We start from the raw sequence: 18,462 nt of genomic DNA on the forward strand, positions 1-18,462 counted from the left end.
GGCGGCGTCATCTCCCTCGACGGCCGCGGCGAAACCCAACTCGCCCGTCCCACCGCCGACGGCGTGCGCGAACCCCTCAACCGGCGCGCCACCATCGACATCAACTTCTGATGCGAAACTGGCCGGCCTCCGTCAGGAGGCCGGCCGATCGCCGGCCCGCCGGCGTTCAGCACGTCCTCGCGCGACCGGCCAGCCGGGCGCGCGACGGCGTTTGCGGCCTGATCCGGCAGCCCCTATAAGGTGCGCGGAAAGGGCGGCTTGGGAGTTTTCCCATGGGGAATCCTGCGGGCTCCGGCCCTCGCCTGGTCGACATCGCCGACGTCTCCGCGCCTCCGGGTCTCGACTTGGCCGGTCGCCGTTTCCTCATCGTGACCGCGCCGTTCGGGGGCTTTTCCCGACGCCTCGCCAAGGCGCTGCGCCGCCGCGGCGCCGAGGTCGCCCGGATGATCTTCAACGCCGGCGACCTGTGCGACTGGCGCGACCGCGACCGCGTCGCCTTCAACCTGCCCGCGGCCGCCTGGCCAAACCGTCTTCGGCGCCTGGCGGAGCGGCATACCGACATCATCGTCTTCGGCGAGGGCGGACCCTACAACCAGGGCGTCCTGAGCCAGGCGGCGGACCTGCCCTGCGCCGTCTGGGTTCTCGAGAACGGCTACTTCCGTCCCGACTGGATCACCGTCGAGCGGAACGGCGTCAATGCGCGCAGCGGCCTGCCCCGCAACGCCTCCGCCTACCGTCGCGCCGTGGCCCAGCCCGAGCTCCGGCACAAGGTCGGGCGGGCCCTGCCGCACCACGTCCGCAACATCGTCGCCTACCATGTGCTCCAGATGCTCGCGCGGCCGTTCTTTCCGCACTACACCCGCCCCTACACCCAGCCGGCCCTGGCCCAGGCCGTCGGGCACATCCGGCGCTGGGTCGGGTTGAAGCTGACCTCGGCCGCCCACGCCGACGCCGACGTCCTCGCCGCGCGCGGACCCTTCTTCCTCGCCTGCCTCCAGCGCGAGGGCGACGTCCAGCTGATCCGCTATTCGCGGTTCGCCGACAACACCGCCTTCCTTGCGGAGGTGATGTCCAGTTTCGCCCGCGCGGCGCCCGCCGACTGCCGGCTGGTGATCAAGAACCATCCGCTCGATCCCGGCCTCATCGATCAGTCCAAGGTGGTCCGCTTCCTCGCCATCGAACACGGGGTGGAGAGCCGCGTCGACTTCATCGACGGCGGCAACCTGGCCCAGCTCTGCCGGGCGTCCAGGGGCGTGGTCGTGAACAACTCCAGCGCCGCCCTTTCCGCGCTCGGCTTCGGCACGCCGGTCAAGGTGCTCGGCGAGGCCTTCTTCGACTTCGCCGGCCTCACGGACCAGCAGCCGCTGGGCGCCTTCTGGTCGCGGCCCACGGCGCCGGACGCGGCGCTGTTCCAGCGCTTCCGCGCCCAGGTCATCGACCAGGCCCAGGTCAACGGCAGCTTCCACGAACCCGGCGTGATGGCCGCCACGGCCGAAGCGCTCGCCGACGTCTTCGCGCGACGCCGGGCGTCGGGCGCCGTTCCACTCAACGTCGTGGCGGCGAATCGCGCCTGAAGCCGGGCGCGGCGATCCGGCGTATATGCAGGGCAGGAGATCGCCCATGCCCGCCACCCGCCGTTTCGTCTTCTCGCTGCTGCTGCTCGCCGGCTGCTCCCCGGGAGCTCCGGCCCCCGCCGCGCCGCCCGAGGCCGCCCAGGACAGCGGCCGGCGCGAGACGGCCGTCTTCGCCGGCGGGTGCTTCTGGTCCGTCGAGGCGCACTTCGAGGGGATCCCCGGCGTGATCTCCGCCGTCTCCGGCTTCGCCGGCGGACGCACGGCCAACCCCAGCTACTATCAGGTGGTGCGGGGGGGCACGGGCCATCTGGAGGCGGTGCAGGTCACCTTCGATCCGGCCCGGGTCACCTACCGCCAGCTGGTCGACGGCTTCTGGCGCTCGATCGATCCGACCGACGCGGGCGGCCAGTTCTGCGATCGCGGCGCGTCCTACGGCACGGCGGTGTTCGCCACCGCGGCCCAGCGCCCGGTCGCGGAGGCGTCGCGCCGCGCCGCCGCGGCCGTCATCGGCCCGGCGCGGTTCGTGACCCCGGTGCGCGACGCCGCCCGCTTCTGGCCCGCCGAGGCCGAGCACCAGGATTTCGCCCGCAGGAACCCCATACGCTACGGCGGCTACAGCCGCTTCTGCGGGCGTCAGGACCGCCTCCGCGAGGTGTGGGGCGCCTGATCCGCGCGACGCCCTGTCGCACTGTGTCCCGGACGCCACCGACGGGCGGTGTCACGGCGCTGTCACATGACTGTCGCGGACCTTTCCGACAGCGGCAGTAGAGCCCGGACATTGCATCGGCGCCACGATTGCGACCGGATTGGGTCGGGCACGCGTCGAAACAGGGGATCACTGGAATGCTACGCAAGCTCGCCTACGGCGCTTCGACCGCCGCCCTCATGCTCACGGCGGCCACCGCCGTGTACGCCCAGGAAACCACCGGCGGCATCCGCGGTCAGGTCACCGACGCCTCGGGCGCTCCGGTCGCAGGCGCGGCCGTCACGGTCGTGCACGTGCCGTCGGGCACCACCGCGACCACGGTGACGAACGCCGCCGGCGTCTACGACGCGCGCAGCCTGCGCGTCGGCGGCCCCTACGAGGTCAGCGTCTCGGCCGCCGAAGGCTCGGCCGTCTCCGGCGTGGGATCCATCGGCATCGGTTCGCCGGCCTCGCTGGACATCCAGCTCGTCAGCGCCGCGACCGTGGTCGATGAGATCGTCGTCACGGGCATCGCCCAGGGCCGCCTGCAGACCAGCCCGCGCTCGACCTTCAACGAGACGGCGATCGACACGCTGCCGACGATCAATCGCGACATCCGCGACTTCGTGCGCACCTCGCCCTTCGCCACCACCGACCCGACGAACAACGACGCCCTGTCGATCGGCGGTCAGAGCAACCGGACCAACGCCTTCCTCGTCGACGGCATCCGCCAGGGCGACGACTTCGGCCTGAACTCGAACGGCTATCCGACCCAGCGCTCGCCGATCTCGATCTCCGCGCTCGAGGCGGTGTCGGTCGAGGTCGCGCCCTACGACGTCCAGTACGGCACCTTCACCGGCGGCGTGGTCAACTCGGTGACCAAGTCGGGCGGCAACCGCTTCTCGGGCGAGGTCTTCTACGAGCAGACCGACGCCGACATGCAGGGCGACACCTTCACCTACGAAGACTTCCAGACCGGTCAGACCCGCAACGTCGATCTGTCGGGGTCTGAGTTCGAAGAGACCACCTGGGGCGCGACCCTCAGCGGTCCGATCATCCGCGACCGTCTGTTCTTCCTGGTCAACTACGAAAGCTACGAATCGACCCAGCCGGTCCTGACCGGCGCTGACGGTTCCGGCGCCGCCGTCGAGGTGCCCGGCATCACCCAGGCCGACGTGGACCTGGTCCGTCAGTTCAGCGAGAGCGTCTATGGCTTCGACCCGCTGGACTGGGCGGCCGACGAACTGCTGATCGAGGACGAGAAGTGGTTCGCCAAGATCGACTGGAACATCAACGACCGTCACCGCGCGGCCTTCTCGTACCAGCAGACCGAAGGCGGCGATCTGCGCCTCAACGGCTCCTCGACCTCGAGCACCTTCCCGAGCCTGGGCCTGCTGTCGCAAGCCTATGTGCTCGAATCGAACCTGACGACCTACAAGGCTCAACTGTTCTCGGACTGGACCGACCGCTTCTCGACCGAGCTGTCGATCTCGCGCAAGGAAGTCGAGAACATCTCCAGCCCGCTGGCCGGCGATGAGTTCGCCGCCTTCCAGGTCTATCTGGACGATCCGGGCGGCCCGGCGCCGCGTCGCTCCATCCGCTTCGGTCCGGAACGCTCGCGCCACGCCAACCAGCTGACCAACGACGTGGACCAGTTCCGCTTCGTCGGCACCTATCGCGCCGACGGCGGCCACCGCTTCAGCTTCGGCTATGAGCGTGAGGCGCTGGAGGTCTTCAACCTCTTCGTGCAGTTCGCCAACGGCGAGTACGAGTTCGCCTCCCTGACCGACTTCGAGAACGGCCGCGCCTCCTCGATCGGCTATCAGAGCGCCGCGACCAACAACAAGTTCGACGCCGGCGCCGAGTTCGGTTACGCGCTCAACACCCTGTTCGCCCAGGACGAGTGGGACATCACCCCGAACCTGACCCTGAACTTCGGTCTGCGTTACGACTGGTACGAGTCCGACGACCGGCCGCTGGAGAACCCGGCGTTCGAGGCCACCTACGGCTTCTCGAACACGGCCAACCTGGACGGCATCACCGTCATCCAGCCCCGCTTCGGCTTCAACTGGCAGGCCACCGACACCCTGACGATCTACGGCGGCGTCGGTCGTTTCCAGGGCGGCTCGCCGAACGTCTGGGTTTCGAACAACTACACCAACACCGGCAACCTGGTCGGCATCTTCCAGTGCAAGCGCGCGGGGTACACCTCGCAGTTCACCGGCAGCTTCCCGACCTGCACGGCCGAGGAACTGGCGGCGCTGGACAATGTGGACGGCTTCGACGTCGCCCCGATCGCGGAACAGCGCGTGACCGAAAGCGCCAATCGCGGCACCGGCACGATCAACGTGATCGACCCGACCTTCGAGACCCCCTCGATCTGGAAGACCTCGATCGGCGCGGTGAAGGACTTCGACTTCAGCCGCTGGGGCCTGGGCGCCGACTGGCGCGTGACCGCCGAGTACATCCACTCGGAAGTCGATCACGGCGTGGGCTGGGTCGATCTGAACTATGAGCGTCAGCGCAGCGGGGCGGCGCCGGACGGCCGTCCGACCTTCTTCGGCAGCGTGACCCCGGCTCCGGGCCAGACCGCCGCCGCGGCCGCCGCCCAGACGGTGCTGATGCTGACCAACTTCGAAGGCGGCGAAACCGACCAGTTCGCGGTCTCGATCAGCAAGGACTGGTATGAGGGCTGGGCCAACGGCCTGGGCTTCAACCTCAGCTACACCTACCTGGACTCGACCGAACAGAACCCCGGCACCTCTTCGGTGGCTCTGTCGAACTTCCAGCAGGTCGCGGTCATCGACCCGAACAGCCCGGAAATCGCCGACTCCAACTATGAGGTCGAGGACGCGATCAAGCTGAACATCAGCTACAACCGCGCCTTCTTCGGCGACTACATGACCCGCATCAACCTGTTCGGCCAGCGCCGCTCGGGTCTGAACTTCAGCTACGCCTTCGCCAACGGCGCCAACAACATGTTCGGCGAGAGCGTCAGCCAGCAGCGGGCCCTGTTCTACGTGCCGCAGGTCGACGGCTCGGGTCAGGTGACGGCCACCAGCGACCCGATCGTGCGCTTCGCGCCGGGCTTCAACCTGACGGCCTTCAACGAGTATCTGCAGCGCACCGGCCTGATCGAGTACGCGGGCCAGATCTCGCCGCGGAACGCCTTCAAGTCGCCGGACTGGACCCAGTTCGACCTCTACATCGAGCAGGAGCTGCCGGCCTTCTTCCCGGGCGGCGCCCGCCTGGCCCTCTACGGCCATGTGGAGAACATCGGCAACCTGCTGAACGACGAGTGGGGCGTGATCCAGCAGCTGGGCTTCCCGTTCTATTCGACGGACGTGGACGCCCGGAACTGCCAGGTGTCCGGCTGCGCCGCCGGCATCGGCAACTTCTACGAGTACCGCGGCCTCAGCCAGGACTCCGCCTCGGGCTTCAACAGCCAGTCGGTCTGGCAGGCCAAGTTCGGCGTGCGCTACCGCTTCTAGGCGCCGCGTCGATCGCGAACGACGGGAAGGGCGGTCCGGCGACGGGCCGCCCTTTCTCTTTGCGGCGAGGTGAGAGGAGGCCCGGCAGGCGATCACGCCTTCGTCGGCCGACGCGGTGGTAGACTCTCCAACATCCGGCGCGCCGCTCGGCGCCGAGCCTCGGGTTTTGAGAGTTTCGAGACGATAGAGACGGTGTTTTCTCCGTCTCAAAACCCTCGTCCCACCGGTCCCGGTTGAACCGCCGCCCCATCGTGTCTATCTGCGCGCGCTTCGTCTGATCCGCGCCTGACGAGCGCGCCGCCCGCCGGACCGCCTTCGATGGACACGCCCGTCCCCGCCGAATGGGCCCCCCACCGCGCCATGTGGGTCGGCTGGCCCAGCCATGCCGAGCTTTGGGAGGAGGACCTCGCGCCCGCCCAGGCCGAGGTGGAGGGTCTGGTGCGCGCGCTCGCCGGCCCCGGCCGCGAACAGGTCCGGCTGATGGTCGGCAAACCCGAGGCGCTGGCCGACGCGCGCGCCCGCTTCGCCGACGTGGCGGGGGTCGAGGTGGTCGACGGCCGCTTTGGCGACATCTGGCTGCGCGACACCGGCCCGATCTTCGGCGCGGGCTCCAACTCCGCCGCCGCCTTCCGCTTCAACGGCTGGGGCGGGAAGTACGCCCTCGAACATGACGACACGGTCGCCGACCAGATCGCGAAGGCTTCGGACACGCCGCTGGACCGGCATGACTTTATCCTGGAAGGCGGGGCGCTGGACCACGACGGCGCGGGCGCGATCCTGACCACCCGCCAGTGCCTGCTGAACCCCAACCGCAACCCCGACTGGACCGAGGCGGCGGCCGAGGCCGCCCTGGCCCGAGCGCTCGCCGCCCGCCGCGTCGTCTGGCTGGGCGACGGTCTTCTGAACGACCACACCGACGGCCACGTCGACAATCTGGCCCGCTTCGTCGGACCGAACCTGGTGGCCTGTCCCGTCGCCTGGGGCCGGAACGACCCGAACGCCGATGTCTATGACGCCTGCGCCCGCGACCTGATCACGGCGGGCTTTGAGGTGCTGCGGGTGCCGTCGCCGGGCCTGGTGCTCGACGAGGACGAACGGCCCATCCCGGCCAGCCACATGAACTTCCTCATCGCCAACGGGGCCGTCATCATGCCCACCTACGGCGACGACCGCGCCGCCGACCTGGCGGGCCAGGCGCTGCAGACCGCCTTCCCCGACCGGGAGATCGTCCTTCTGCCCTCCACCGCCATCCTCACCGGCGGCGGATCCTTCCACTGCATCAGCCAGCAGGAGCCCGCGTGATGGCCCGCACGATCAGCGTCGCCGCGATCCAGACGTCCTACGGCGAGGACATGGACGCCAACATCCGGCGCACGATCGCTCTCGTGCGCGAGGCCGCCGCAAAGGGCGCGCAGGTGATCCTGCCGTCCGAACTGTTCCAGGGGCCCTACTTCTGCGTCAGCCAGGAAGAGAAGTGGTTCGGCGAGGCCTATCCGTGGGCGGAGCACCCGTGCGTCACGGCGCTTCAGCCCGTGGCCGCCGAACTGGGCGTGGCCATTCCCGTCTCGATCTTCGAGCGCGAGGGGCCGCATTACTTCAACTCGCTGGTCATGCTGGACGCCGACGGCCGGGCGCTCGGCGTCTATCGGAAGAGCCATATCCCCGACGGACCGGGATACCAGGAGAAATACTATTTCCGGCCCGGCGACACGGGCTTCAAGGTCTGGTCGACCCGCTTCGGCCGGATCGGCGTCGGCATCTGCTGGGACCAGTGGTACCCCGAGACGGCGCGGGCGATGATGCTGAAGGGGGCCGAGGTGCTGATGTATCCGACCGCCATCGGCTCGGAGCCCCACGACAAGGAGCTGGACACCGCCGACCCGTGGCGGCGCGCGATGCAGGGCCACGCCGTGTCCAACGTCGTGCCGGTCGTCGGCGCCAACCGCACGGGCACGGAGCACGCGACGGCGGTGGGCCAGACCTTCTACGGCTCGTCCTTCATCGCCGACCACCGTGGCGACCTGGTCCAGGCGCTGGGCAGGGACGAGGAGGGGGTGCTGGTCCACACCTTCGACCTGGACTACATCGACCGCCACCGCGCCGCCTGGGGCTTCTTCCGGGATCGGAGGACGGACCTCTACGGCGACCTGATCGCGCCGCGCCCGGTCTGATCAGCGCCGGACGTTGCCTTCGATGACGTTGTCCCGGCCGCCGTCCCGGTCGTCGGCGCTGGACCCGAAGGGAAAGCCCGCGTCCTCGCCGCAGTAGGACCGCCGGCCATGGCGGGCGTTCTCGACGACCAGCCGGGGCCGCCACCAGCCGGCGCGCCGGAAGACGTTGCCGACGATGCGGTTCCTGGACGGGGTCTGGTGCCGGATCACGCCGCGCTCGCCGCAGTTGCGGTACAGCAGCACGCCCGGACGGCCGTTCAGCTCGAACCGGTTCGCCTCGATCCGGTTGTCCGCCGAGCCGTCGACGGCGACCAGCTCACGCGTCGTCCGTGTGCGGATGTCGTTGTCGATCAGCTGGTTGAACCCGCTCTCGGCGTCCAGATAGACCGCCGTCGCCTCCGAGCGGCCGTCGAGGACGGAGCGGGTCAGCAGCGTCCCGGTCACCCCAGGACCGACGTACAGCGGGATGGTCCCGTTCGCGGTGATGTGCAGCCGTTCCAGGCGCACCCGGGTCGGCCCCGCCGCCTGGGCGCGCGCCGTGAAATCGGGTCGGCGCGACGCCCGCCGCAACGCCTCGTAATCGCCGCCCGCGCCGAGGCCCCAGATCCTGACTGCGCCGAAGACGCGGCAGTCGCGCAAGGTCACGTCGCTCGGCCGGCCGGCCGCGCTGGATCGGATCATGACCGTCGGCCGGTCCGCCGCCACGTGGCGGCCCTCCAATCCAAGCGCCGCGCCGCGGCAGTCGAGCGTCAGGCCGCTCGCCCCGGGACCTTCGATCACGAGGGGCCGTGCGACCACGTCGCCGGGACGAAGCGCGAGACTGCAGGTCAGCCGGAAGGGCGTGGGCGCGGGGGTGAACAGCGCCTCTCGGACCTCGGCGGGGCAGGGGGTCGCCCCCAGGGCCAGAGCGAGGACGAGCGCCGTCAGGGCTGGGAGCCCTGGCTCCAGGTCAGCTGGACCGACGTCTGGTCGCCGTCGGGCGAAGCGACCACCGACAGGGTCTCGCCGCCCTCGGCGTCGGTGGCGCCATAGGCGCGGGTGTCGCCGTGGTTCATGTTCATGGTGGAGGCGAGGCCCTCGGCCTCCGCCCGGGCCTTGTAGAACTCGACCACCTCGTCGGGCGACGCGTCGGTGGTGAAGACCACCATGCCGCCCTCGGAGGCGGCGGTGGCGTCGGCCGCCTGCTGCTCAACCTCGGCGCCGGGGAAGGTGGGGACGAAGGCGGGCGCGCCGTCAACCGGCTCCGCGACCGCGACCGGAGCGACCTCCGCGTGGGGAGGGGGCGCGGCCTCGGCGATGTCGGCGGCGTCCGCGTCCGGAGCCGCCTCCACGGACGTCGGGTCGGCCGGTCCGCAGGCGGCGAGCGTCAGGCAGGCGAACGCGATGGTCGGGAAACGCATGGACGTCCTGGATGGCCGATGACGACGGAGTGTTGAACCAGGCCTGTGTTCTTCACAAGGCGCCGGCGGTCAGCCGGTGGCGGCATCGACGTCGCGGGGGCCCCCGTCGCGCTTGCCCTCGGCCGGATCTCCGTCGGGGCCGGTGAGGTCCGCCCCGGTGTTGTTCACCACCTCGCCCGGGGTGGCGTCCGCGTGCGGCGCATCGACCGACCCGTCGGCGGGTTGGGTTCCTCCGCTGGTCAGGCTCTCGTTGATCGCCCCCTGCGTCGGCGCGCGCTCCGACCCGCTGGCCGAGCCGCCGGCGGGCGAGCCGGCCCGGGTGAACGAGCCCTCGGGCGTGCCGGTCAAGGCCGCCTTCAGCTGATCTTCGGTCCGGCCGAGGTCGGGCCGCTCGCCGCTGAGTTCGGCCTCCCTGGCGTCGGTGTTGGGTTGCTCGGTCATGGGCGCTCCTTCGTCTGAAGAGCGGCTGAACGGGTGGTGCGGTTCCCGCACCTTTCGACGAATTCACTGACTCTCCAGCGGGCGCCGTGGCAAAGGCCGAGCTTGAACGAAGGGGACCCCAAATGATCAAGCTTCTCGCCACCGCCGCCGCCACCGCCGCGGCTCTCCTGCTCGCCGGCTGCGTCACCGTCATCGACGCGAGCGACAACGGCTACGGCTGGACCGGCTCCGGCGCTCAGCCGTTCGACGGCGCCAAGGCGGACTGCGTGCGTCAGGCCGGGTCGGACGAGGGCACGACCGCCTTTGTCACCTGCATGGCTGACAAGGGCTGGACCCGTACCCGCGACTGATCGGATATGAAAAAAGGGCCGGCGAACTCGCCGGCCCTCGTTTGCCTTGGTCGCTACCGCTCGCGTCGCGGACGCTCGCTGCTTGAGCGACGGCTTACGCCGCCTTCTCGAACAGCTTCTGCCAGCGGCGCGGCTGGCGCTTCTTCCAGCCTTCGCGGTGGTAGGCGTCCGAGCCGATCAGCGGCACGACCGTCGTGGCCTCGGCGAAGACCATCTGTTCATAGGTGGTCGAGACCTTACCCCAGGACGCGGCCTCCTTGAGCGTGGACGACGAGCAGGCGCCGTCGCGCACGTCGGCGACCGTGATCTGGACCGCATACTTGTGCATGTCGGCCTCGACGCCGAGGATCTCGGCGCAGACGACGGTGTCCTGGGCGAAGTTCTTGGGAACCCCGCCGCCGACCATGAACAGGCCGGTGGTGCCCGCCGCGATCTTGATGTCGGTCAGCTCGCGGAAGTCGGCGATGGCGTCCAGCATCATATAGGGCTGGCCCGCGGCGGCCCGCTCCTTCTGATGCTTGACCAGGCCGAAGCCGGCCGAGGAGTCGACGAAGGCCGGGCAGAAGATCGGCACGCCCATTTCATAGGCGGTCTGGATCAGGCTGCCTTCCTTCTTGGCGTTCCCTTCCGACAGCCACTTGCCCATCTCCCAGATGAACTCGCGGGACGAATAGCCGCGCGGCTCCAGGCGGTTGGCGATCTCCAGGATGGTGTGGTCACACGCCTGGAGCTCTTCCTCGTCGATGTAGGTGTCGTAAATGCGGTCGATGTAGTTGTCGCGCAGCACATTGTCGTCGACCGGGCCGGCCGCCTGATAGTGCTTGAAGCCGAGGGCCTCGAAGAAATCCATGTCGACGATCGAGGCGCCGGTGGCGACCACGGCGTCGATCATGCCGAACTTCACCATGTCGCGGTACACGTGCATGCAGCCGCCGGCCGAGGTGGAGCCCGCCAGGATCAGCCAGGGCGAGCAGGTCTCGTCCTCGATGGCCATGTTGAAGATGTCGGACGCACGCGCGGTGTCGCGGCTCGAGAACGACATCTTGCGCATGCTGTCGATGATCGGACGGGCGTCGAAGCTGGTGATGTCGATGTGCTCCACGACGTTCTGGAGCAGTTCGGCCTTCTGGTTGGTCTGAACGGGAGCGTTCATCGGTTTGGTTTCCCTTACTGGTGAGCGCCCGTCGTCAAAGAAAGCAGCGGCCCGGACGGAGCGACGGGCCGCTGCTGATTAGAACGCGCGTGTGACGCTTTAGCGCCGACGCTGCTTGCGCTGACCCGCCTTGCCCTTCGGGCGCGACAGACGAACGACCTTGCGCGCCGTTTCCTCGGCGGTCGTGCGGACCGTGGGGATCGAGCGCGGCGCCAGGCCGTAGAGCGAGGCCATCGGAGCGTCCTCGACGCCGGCGATCTCGTGCTCGCCATAGCCGTTGAAGCCCGTCGTCATGGCCACGCCGTAGGCGCCGAGCATGCCGATCTCGATGAAGTCGCCTTCCTGGATGTCGGCCGGCAGGTAGAAGGGCCCCGGCATGTGGTCGATCGAGTCGCAGGTCGGGCCGTAGAAGCGGAACGGCTTCAACTCGGCCGAGGCCGCGCCGTCACGCACCAGCTTGGTCGGGAACGGCCAGCGCGAGTGCGTCGCATCGAACAGCGAGCCATAGGAGCCGTCGTTCAGATACAGCGCGTCGCCCTTGCGAAGATCCACGCGCGCCAGCACCGAGGAGGACTCGGCCACCAGCGCCCGGCCGGGCTCGCACCAGAGCTCGGTCGTCTCGGTCACCGGCATCTCGGCGAAGCCGCGGTGCACCGCGTCGGCGTACTCCTGCATGTCCGGCGGGACCATGCCCGGATAGACCGAGGGGAAGCCGCCGCCCACATCGACGATGTCGACGAACACGCCCGCCTTGCGGATGGCGCGGCCGACCTGGGCCATCGCCGCCTCATAGGCCGACGGACGCATGCACTGAGACCCGACATGGAACGACACGCCCATCAGCCCGTCCTGAACCGCCTGGCGGGTGGCCAGCAGCAGCCCGGGGGACTGATCCGGCGAGACGCCGAACTTGCCCGACAGGGTGTAGGCCGCACCGTCGGCGGAGACCGCCATGCGGACGATCAGGTTCAGGTCGGAAGCCTGGCCGGTCGCGTCCATGATCTTGGCCAGCTCCTCGACGCAGTCGAGCGAGAAGGTGCGGACGCCATGGTCGAAGTAGGCCTTGGTGATGGCCGCACGGCTCTTGACCGGGTGCATGAAGGCGATGCGCGCCTCGGGCAGCACCGAGCGCACCAGCTCGATCTCGGCGATCGAGGCGGCGTCGAAGCCGGTCACGCCCGCCTCCACCAGGGTCTCGATGACCCAGCGGGACGGGTTCGCCTTCACCGCGTAGAAGACGTCAGCCTTCAGATTGTCCTGGAACCAGCGCGCCGCTACGGAAACAGAGCGCGGCCGCACGAGGGCGACGGGACGCTCCGGAGACCGCTCACGGACCAGGTCCAGGGGAGAATGGTACGTGCGCAACTCACGTAACCCCCTGCAGATTGTTAAACCCAGACCGGCGTTAGCGGCGCAGTAGGACCTACGGGGTCCGCCGGAGCGCGCGATATGAGGTCATTGGACCGTCATGTAAAGTGGTAATTTCGTGGCGCCCGCGACGCGTCGCCGCTTGCCGAACGGGGCGGCGCGGCTAGGGTGCGCCGCCAGAAGGCCGCGCCGGAGCCGACGGCCGATGTCGAGGGGAGTACTCATGCGCCTGACCGCCAAATCCATCGCTGTCGCGGCCGCCCTGTCGGTCGCCTTGCCCGCCGGCCTGCCGGCCTGGGCCCAGACCGCCGCGCCGTCGTCGCAGGTCCAGGCCGCGGCCGTGGCCGACCTGATCGCCGGCGTCGACATCCCCTATGAGACCTTCACCCTCGACAACGGCCTGCGCGTGATCGTCCACACCGACCGGTCGTCGCCCATCGTGGCCACCTCGATCTGGTACAACGTCGGCTCCAAGGATGAGCCGGCGGGCCGCACCGGCTTCGCCCACCTGTTCGAACACCTGATGTTCTCGGGCTCGGAGAACGCGCCGGGCAGCTACATCTCGCGCCTCGTCGGCATGGGCGCGACGGATCTGAACGGCACCACCTGGTTCGACCGGACGAACTACTTCCAGACCGTCGCGACGCCCGTCCTGGAGCAGGTCCTGTACCTGGAAAGCGACCGGATGGGGCATCTTCTGGGCGCGCTGACCCAGGAACAGCTCGATACCCAGCGCGGGGTCGTCCAGAACGAGAAGCGTCAGGGGGACAACCAGCCCTACGGCCTGGTTCAGTACGCCCGGCTCGAGGCGCTGTTCCCCGAAGGGCACCCCTACCGCCACTCGACCATCGGCTCGATGGCGGACCTGGACGCCGCGTCGATGGACGACGTGCGCTCGTGGTTCATCGAGAACTATGGTCCCAACAACGCGGTTCTGGTGCTGGCCGGCGACGTGGACGTCGCCACGGCGCGCGAGCTCGTCGAGCGCCACTTCGGCTCGATCCCGCGCGGCCCGGCGAACGTGCCCGCGCAGGCGGCCGTCCCCACCCTCGACGCCCCGGTCAGCCGCGTGATGCGGGACCGCGTCGCCAACGTCCGCATCTACCGGAGCTGGACCGGTCCGGGCCTGACGGACGCCGACGCCGTTCCGCTGGCGGTCGGCGCCGCCGTCCTCGGCGGGTTGGCCAGCTCGCGGCTGGACAACGCCCTGGTGCGCGGCGACCAGACCGCCGTGTCGGTGTCCAGCTCCTATCAGCCGTTCCAGCGCGTCGGCTTCTTCGACGTGATCGTCAATGTGAAGCCGGGCGAGGACCCCGACGCGGTGGCCGCGCGGGTCGATGAGATCATGGCGCAGTTCCTCGCCGAGGGCCCCACCGCCGACGAGGTCCAGCGCGTGGCGACCCAGCAGGTGGCGCAGCGCATCAACGGCCTGGAGAGCATCGGCGGCTTCGGCGGGCGCGCGACCGTCCTGGCCGAGGGCGCCCTCTATGCGGACGATCCCGAGTTCTACAAGTCCCAGCTGCGCGCCTACGCCGAGGTGACGCCGGACCAGGTGCGCGAGGTCATGAACCGCTGGCTGAGCCGGCCGGTGTTCTCCCTGCGGGTGGAGCCCGGCGAGCGCGAGGCCTATGTGGAGGCCCAGGCCGTGCCGAGCGGCGAGCAGGTCGCGGCCGCTCCGGCCGACTATACTCCGACGGCACGCCCGCCGCTGCCCGGCGTGGGCGAGATTCCGGACCTCGACTTCCCCGACGTCCAGCGCACGACCCTGTCGAACGGCATCCCGGTGATCTTCAGCCAGGCCGCCTCCACGCCGACGACGCGCGTGGCCGTGGAGTTCGACGCCGGCTGGGCGGCGGACCCGGCGGACCGGCTGGGCCTGCAGGCGCTGATGCTGGAGGCGATGAGCGAGAACGCCGGCGGCCTGGACGCGGCCGAGCTGGCGGAGGCGCGCGAGCGCCTCGGCGCCTCGATCAGCGCCGACGCGTCCCTGGACCGCACCTTCGTCACCCTCTCGGCGCTGACGCCGAACCTGGCGCCGTCCCTGGACCTGCTGGCGAAGGTCGTCCGTGAGCCGGACTTCATCCCGTCGGAGGTCGAGCGCCTTCGGGCCCAGCAGCTGTCGCAGATCGCCGCCGAGCTGTCGTCGCCCGGCGGCCTGGGGTCCCGCGCCCTGTGGCCCGCGCTGTACGGCGAGGGCTCCGCCTACGGCCGGCCGACCAGCGGCCTGGGCGAAACCGACCACGTCCAGGCGGTGACGCTGGCGGAGATCCAGTCGTTCCGCGACGCCTGGATTCGTCCCGACAACGCCAAGATCTTCGTGGTGTCGGACCGGCCCCTGGCGGAGGTGACGGCGGCGCTCGAGGCGGAGTTCGGCGACTGGCGCGCCCCGGCGGCGCCGCGCGGCCAGAAGGCGGAGGCGAGCGCGGCCCCGGCTCAGCCGCGCATCATCCTGATCGACCGGCCGCAGTCGCCGCAGTCCCTGATCCTCGGCGGCCAGGTGCTGGGCATCGACGGCGACGACGACCGGCTGGTGCTGGACGCCGCGACCGAGGTACTGGGCACGGGCTTCTCCTCGCGCATCAACAGCGACCTGCGCGAGACCCGCGGCTGGTCCTATGGCGCGCGCAGTTCGGTGAACGGCCTCGAGGGCCCGATGCCCTACCTGATCAACGCGCCGGTCCAGGCCGACCGCACGGGCGACTCGATCGCCTCGACCATCGCCGTGCACCAGGCCTTCCTCGGTCCGCAGGGCGTCACGCCGGAGGAGCTGACCCGGATCATCGACGCCGGCTCGCGTCGTCTGGCGGGCCAGTTCGCGACGGCCCAGGCCGTGCTGGGCACGCTGCGCAGCAACGACCTCTACGGCCGGTCGGACACCTACTGGGAGGAGGCCGGGGCCCGCTATCGCGGTCTCACCGCCGAGGCCCTGGACGCCGCAGCCCGCCAGGCCTACGACCCCAGCCGCTTCGTTTGGGTGGTGGTCGGCGACGCCGAGGTGGTGCGTCCCCAGCTCGAGCAGCTCGGGCTGCCGGTCGAGGTGCGGTCGAACCGCTGACGTCCTGACCCGACCTCAGGCGTCATCATGACGCGACGGCCGGGCGGCGCGCTGGACGCCGCCCGGCCGCTCGTGCGATTAGGGCTTGCCTCAGGGGCCCGAGCGGGCCATGCGGGCGCGCCCCGTCAACGACCGAACGCGCGACTTGATGACCTCCACCGCCGCCGTGACGTCCGTCCGCGACGTCTCCAAGACCTTCGGCGCCCGCAAGGCGCTCGACGGCGTCTCGCTCGAGGTCGCCCCGGGGGAGATGGTCGCCCTGATCGGACCGTCGGGATCGGGCAAGTCGACCCTCCTGCGCTCGATCACCGGCCTTCAGTCGATCGACCCGGGAAAGGGCGCGATCGACGTCTTCGGGCTGAACGTCCAGAAGAACGGTCGCCTGACCGGCCAGGCCCGCGACGCGCGACGCCGGATCGGGATGATCTTCCAGCAGTTCAACCTGGTGGGCCGCCTGTCGTTGTTCTCCAACGTCATGCTGGGCGCGCTCGGCCGCCTGCCGGGCTGGCGAGGGGTTCTGGGCCTGTGGCCGATGGAGGATCGTCGGCGGGCCATGGCGGCGCTGGACCGGGTGGGCGTGTCCGACTACGCCGCCCAGCGGGCCAACACCCTGTCTGGCGGCCAGCAGCAGCGAGGCGCCATCGCCCGCGCCATCGTCCAGGGCGCCCAGGCGATTCTCGCCGACGAGCCGGTGGCGTCGCTGGACCCGGTCTCCGCCCGCAAGGTGATGGAGCTGCTGGTCGAGCTGAACCGGCGCGACGGGCTGGGCGTGATCGTGACCCTGCACCAGGTGGACTACGCCCTGCGCTATTGCGACCGGGTGGTGGCGCTGAAGGCGGGCAAGGTCGTCTACGACGGCCCGTCGACCGAATTGGACACCAAGACCCTGATCGACATCTACGGCCCCGAGTTCGAGGACGCCTTCTGGGAGACGAAGTCATGAGCCGTCTAAACCTCACCCGCCGGGCGTTGGCTGCGGCCGCCCTGGTCCTGACGGTCGCCGCTTGCGGCGGCGGCGAGCGCGAGGCTCCGGCCGGGGCGCCGGAAACCGTTGTCTTCTCCATCCTGTCGGCGGAGGGCCAGGCCTCGGCCGGGCCGCTGTGGCAGCCGCTGCTGGAGGACATGAGCGAGGCCATCGGCGTGCCGGTCGAGCCGTTCTTCGGCTCCAACTACACCGTGCTGGTCGAGGCGATGCGCGGGGGCCAGACGCACGTGGCCTGGTTCTCGGCCAAGCCGGCGATCGAGGCCATCGACCGCGCGGAGGCCGAGGTGATCGCGCGCACGGTCGATCTCGAAGGCCGAGACAGCTATCGCTCGACCCTGATCGTCAGAGCCGGTTCGGGCATCACGCTGGACGACGTCCTGGCCTGCGGGCGTCGCTACGACTTCGGCATCGGCGACGCCCAGTCGACCTCGGGCACGCTGGCGCCCATGACCTTCCTCTTCAACGCGCGCGGCGTGGATCCGAACCAGTGCTTCTCCACCGTCCGGGCGGCGAACCATCAGGCCAACGCCTTCGCCGTGGCGACCGGGGTGGTCGACGTGGCGACGTCGAACACCGTCAACACCGTCTTCCTCGAGCGCCAGAACCCCCAGGTCGCCGAGCAGATCGAGGAGATCTGGCAGTCGCCGCCGATCCCGGAGTCCGGCATCCTGCTGCGTGAGGACCTGGATCCCGCGCTGAAGGAGCGCATCCGCAGCTTCTTCCTCTCCTACGGCCAGGGCGAGGGTGCGGAGGCCGAACGCCAGCGCGAGGTGCTGCGCGGGCTGAACTATTCGCAGTTCCGGGCCGCCGACGGATCCTACCTGGATCCGGTGCGCGAGCTCGCCGCCGACCAGGCCCTGCAGGAGGCTCGCGCGCGCGGCGACCAGGCCGCCGTGGCCGAGGCCGAGGCCGAACTGAGCCGCCTGCGCGCCCGCCGCGAGGTCCAGCCTTGACCTCCGCCTCGCCCCCGGTCGCCGACGCCTCGGTCGTGCCGGCGCCGCCCAGCCGCTCGCTGGGCGCCTGGGGACTCGACATCCTGATCTGGGGCGGGGTCGCCGCGCTCCTGATCTACAGCTTCGAGGCCGTCGATCTGGCGAACCTGTCGCGTCTCGTGACCAACTCGGCGAACCTGCAGAACTTCGCCGCCGACCTGCTGCGGCCGAATTTCACCGACTGGCGGCTGTTCGTCGAAAAGATGTGGGAGACGGTGCAGATCGCGCTGTGGGGCACCTTCCTGGCGGTCTTCCTGGCCGTGCCGATGGGCCTGGCGGCGGCGCGCAACATCGCGCCGGGCTGGGTCGTCCAGCCGGTCCGCTGGGTCATGAACATGCTGCGGTCCATCCCGGACCTGGTGATCGGCCTGCTGTTCGTCGTCGCCGTGGGCCTCGGGCCGCTCGCGGGCGTGCTGGCCATCACCCTCAACACGGCGGGCGTGCTGGCCAAGCTGTTCTCCGAGGCGGTGGAGTCCATCGACAAAGGGCCTGTCGAAGGGGTGCGCGCCACCGGCGGTTCGCGGCTTCAGGAGATCGTCTGGGGCGTCATCCCCCAGGTCGCGCCCCTGTGGACCAGCTTCGCCCTCTATCGCTTCGAATCCAACAGCCGCTCGGCGACCGTGCTCGGCCTGATCGGCGCCGGCGGCATCGGCCAGGTGCTGTTCGACCGCATGAACGCCTTCGCCTTCAGGGACGTTTCGGCGGTGGTGATCGTCGTCGTCGTCGCCGTCACGCTGATCGACCTGCTGTCACAGGCGATGCGCAAACGTCTGCTCTAAGCCTTTCAACGCTGAACC

General features: G+C 69.9%; 15 protein-coding genes. 10 read left to right on the forward strand and 5 right to left on the reverse strand.

The genetic code is table 11. The annotated features are described in order from the left end of the window. Nucleotides 1–272 precede the first annotated feature (272 nt). The 5 genes from ACFFGE_RS12945 (at nt 273) to aguB (ending at nt 7,921) form a co-directional block, all read left to right on the forward strand. Nucleotides 273–1,574, forward strand: a complete 1,302-nt coding sequence (locus ACFFGE_RS12945; protein WP_376836854.1) for a capsular polysaccharide export protein, LipB/KpsS family — start codon at nt 273–275, stop codon at nt 1,572–1,574. A 46-nt stretch (nt 1,575–1,620) separates the two neighbouring features. Next, nucleotides 1,621–2,241 carry a peptide-methionine (S)-S-oxide reductase MsrA gene (msrA, locus tag ACFFGE_RS12950; RefSeq protein ID WP_376836855.1) on the forward strand — a complete coding sequence of 207 codons (621 nt, stop codon included), beginning with the start codon at nt 1,621–1,623 and terminating at the stop codon, nt 2,239–2,241. 176 nt (nt 2,242–2,417) lie between these two features. Beyond that, nucleotides 2,418–5,750: a TonB-dependent receptor gene (locus ACFFGE_RS12955; RefSeq protein ID WP_376836856.1), complete on the forward strand. Its 3,333-nt coding sequence runs from the start codon at nt 2,418–2,420 to the stop codon at nt 5,748–5,750. A gap of 318 nt (nt 5,751–6,068) precedes the next feature. Continuing rightward, nucleotides 6,069–7,052, forward strand: a complete 984-nt coding sequence (locus ACFFGE_RS12960) for an agmatine deiminase family protein (protein WP_376836857.1) — start codon at nt 6,069–6,071, stop codon at nt 7,050–7,052. Continuing rightward, the gene (gene aguB, locus ACFFGE_RS12965; RefSeq protein ID WP_376836858.1) at nt 7,052–7,921 is read left to right on the forward strand and encodes an N-carbamoylputrescine amidase; all 870 of its coding nucleotides are present in this window, start codon (nt 7,052–7,054) and stop codon (nt 7,919–7,921) included. Before ACFFGE_RS12960 ends, aguB begins: the two co-directional genes overlap by 1 nt. On the opposite strand, the gene ACFFGE_RS12970 is transcribed toward aguB, so the two are convergent. From ACFFGE_RS12970 to ACFFGE_RS12980, 3 genes are all read right to left on the reverse strand, one after another. Further along, a complete protein-coding gene (locus ACFFGE_RS12970) occupies nt 7,922–8,701 on the reverse strand; it encodes a right-handed parallel beta-helix repeat-containing protein (RefSeq protein ID WP_376836860.1) in 780 nt (259 codons plus the stop codon). Between the two features lie 143 nt (nt 8,702–8,844). Beyond that, entirely contained in the window at nt 8,845–9,321 is a 477-nt protein-coding gene (locus tag ACFFGE_RS12975) for a hypothetical protein (RefSeq protein ID WP_376836861.1), read from the reverse strand. 69 nt (nt 9,322–9,390) lie between these two features. Then, nucleotides 9,391–9,762, reverse strand: a complete 372-nt coding sequence (locus ACFFGE_RS12980; protein WP_376836862.1) for a ribonuclease — start codon at nt 9,760–9,762, stop codon at nt 9,391–9,393. Nucleotides 9,763–9,884: 122 nt separating this feature from the next. Between ACFFGE_RS12980 and ACFFGE_RS12985 the strand changes: the two genes are divergently transcribed. Beyond that, a complete protein-coding gene (locus ACFFGE_RS12985) occupies nt 9,885–10,112 on the forward strand; it encodes a hypothetical protein (RefSeq protein ID WP_376836864.1) in 228 nt (75 codons plus the stop codon). A gap of 94 nt (nt 10,113–10,206) precedes the next feature. Here the strand turns inward: ACFFGE_RS12985 and ACFFGE_RS12990 are convergent, their stop codons facing one another. Then, entirely contained in the window at nt 10,207–11,265 is a 1,059-nt protein-coding gene (locus tag ACFFGE_RS12990; RefSeq protein ID WP_376836865.1) for a 1,9-bis(guanidino)-5-aza-nonane synthase, read from the reverse strand. A 99-nt stretch (nt 11,266–11,364) separates the two neighbouring features. Continuing rightward, a complete protein-coding gene (locus ACFFGE_RS12995; protein WP_376836866.1) occupies nt 11,365–12,630 on the reverse strand; it encodes a type III PLP-dependent enzyme in 1,266 nt (421 codons plus the stop codon). Between the two features lie 226 nt (nt 12,631–12,856). On the opposite strand from ACFFGE_RS12995, the gene ACFFGE_RS13000 reads away from it, so the two are divergent. The 4 genes from ACFFGE_RS13000 (at nt 12,857) to phnE (ending at nt 18,444) form a co-directional block, all read left to right on the forward strand. Further along, entirely contained in the window at nt 12,857–15,688 is a 2,832-nt protein-coding gene (locus ACFFGE_RS13000) for a M16 family metallopeptidase (protein WP_376836867.1), read from the forward strand. Between the two features lie 148 nt (nt 15,689–15,836). Beyond that, nucleotides 15,837–16,631: a phosphonate ABC transporter ATP-binding protein gene (gene phnC, locus ACFFGE_RS13005; RefSeq protein ID WP_376836868.1), complete on the forward strand. Its 795-nt coding sequence runs from the start codon at nt 15,837–15,839 to the stop codon at nt 16,629–16,631. Continuing rightward, the gene (phnD, locus tag ACFFGE_RS13010) at nt 16,628–17,626 is read left to right on the forward strand and encodes a phosphate/phosphite/phosphonate ABC transporter substrate-binding protein (protein ID WP_376836869.1); all 999 of its coding nucleotides are present in this window, start codon (nt 16,628–16,630) and stop codon (nt 17,624–17,626) included. The genes phnC and phnD overlap by 4 nt, the downstream gene beginning before the upstream one ends. Further along, entirely contained in the window at nt 17,623–18,444 is an 822-nt protein-coding gene (gene phnE / locus ACFFGE_RS13015; RefSeq protein WP_376836870.1) for a phosphonate ABC transporter, permease protein PhnE, read from the forward strand. Before phnD ends, phnE begins: the two co-directional genes overlap by 4 nt. Nucleotides 18,445–18,462 lie beyond the last annotated feature (18 nt).

Origin of the sequence: Brevundimonas balnearis (assembly GCF_042434805.1) — a bacterium.
Classification (GTDB): domain Bacteria; phylum Pseudomonadota; class Alphaproteobacteria; order Caulobacterales; family Caulobacteraceae; genus Brevundimonas; species Brevundimonas balnearis.

Coding starts and splice junctions, on each gene's coding strand:
- ACFFGE_RS12960 (WP_376836857.1), top strand. CDS start 6,069: ATGGACACGCCCGTCCCCGCCGAATGGGCCCCCCACCGCGCCATGTGG.
- msrA (WP_376836855.1), top strand. CDS start 1,621: ATGCCCGCCACCCGCCGTTTCGTCTTCTCGCTGCTGCTGCTCGCCGGC.
- aguB (WP_376836858.1), top strand. CDS start 7,052: ATGGCCCGCACGATCAGCGTCGCCGCGATCCAGACGTCCTACGGCGAG.
- ACFFGE_RS13000 (WP_376836867.1), top strand. CDS start 12,857: ATGCGCCTGACCGCCAAATCCATCGCTGTCGCGGCCGCCCTGTCGGTC.
- phnD (WP_376836869.1), top strand. CDS start 16,628: ATGAGCCGTCTAAACCTCACCCGCCGGGCGTTGGCTGCGGCCGCCCTG.
- phnC (WP_376836868.1), top strand. CDS start 15,837: ATGACCTCCACCGCCGCCGTGACGTCCGTCCGCGACGTCTCCAAGACC.
- ACFFGE_RS12980 (WP_376836862.1), bottom strand. CDS start 9,762: ATGACCGAGCAACCCAACACCGACGCCAGGGAGGCCGAACTCAGCGGC.
- ACFFGE_RS12975 (WP_376836861.1), bottom strand. CDS start 9,321: ATGCGTTTCCCGACCATCGCGTTCGCCTGCCTGACGCTCGCCGCCTGC.
- ACFFGE_RS12985 (WP_376836864.1), top strand. CDS start 9,885: ATGATCAAGCTTCTCGCCACCGCCGCCGCCACCGCCGCGGCTCTCCTG.
- ACFFGE_RS12955 (WP_376836856.1), top strand. CDS start 2,418: ATGCTACGCAAGCTCGCCTACGGCGCTTCGACCGCCGCCCTCATGCTC.
- ACFFGE_RS12945 (WP_376836854.1), top strand. CDS start 273: ATGGGGAATCCTGCGGGCTCCGGCCCTCGCCTGGTCGACATCGCCGAC.
- ACFFGE_RS12990 (WP_376836865.1), bottom strand. CDS start 11,265: ATGAACGCTCCCGTTCAGACCAACCAGAAGGCCGAACTGCTCCAGAAC.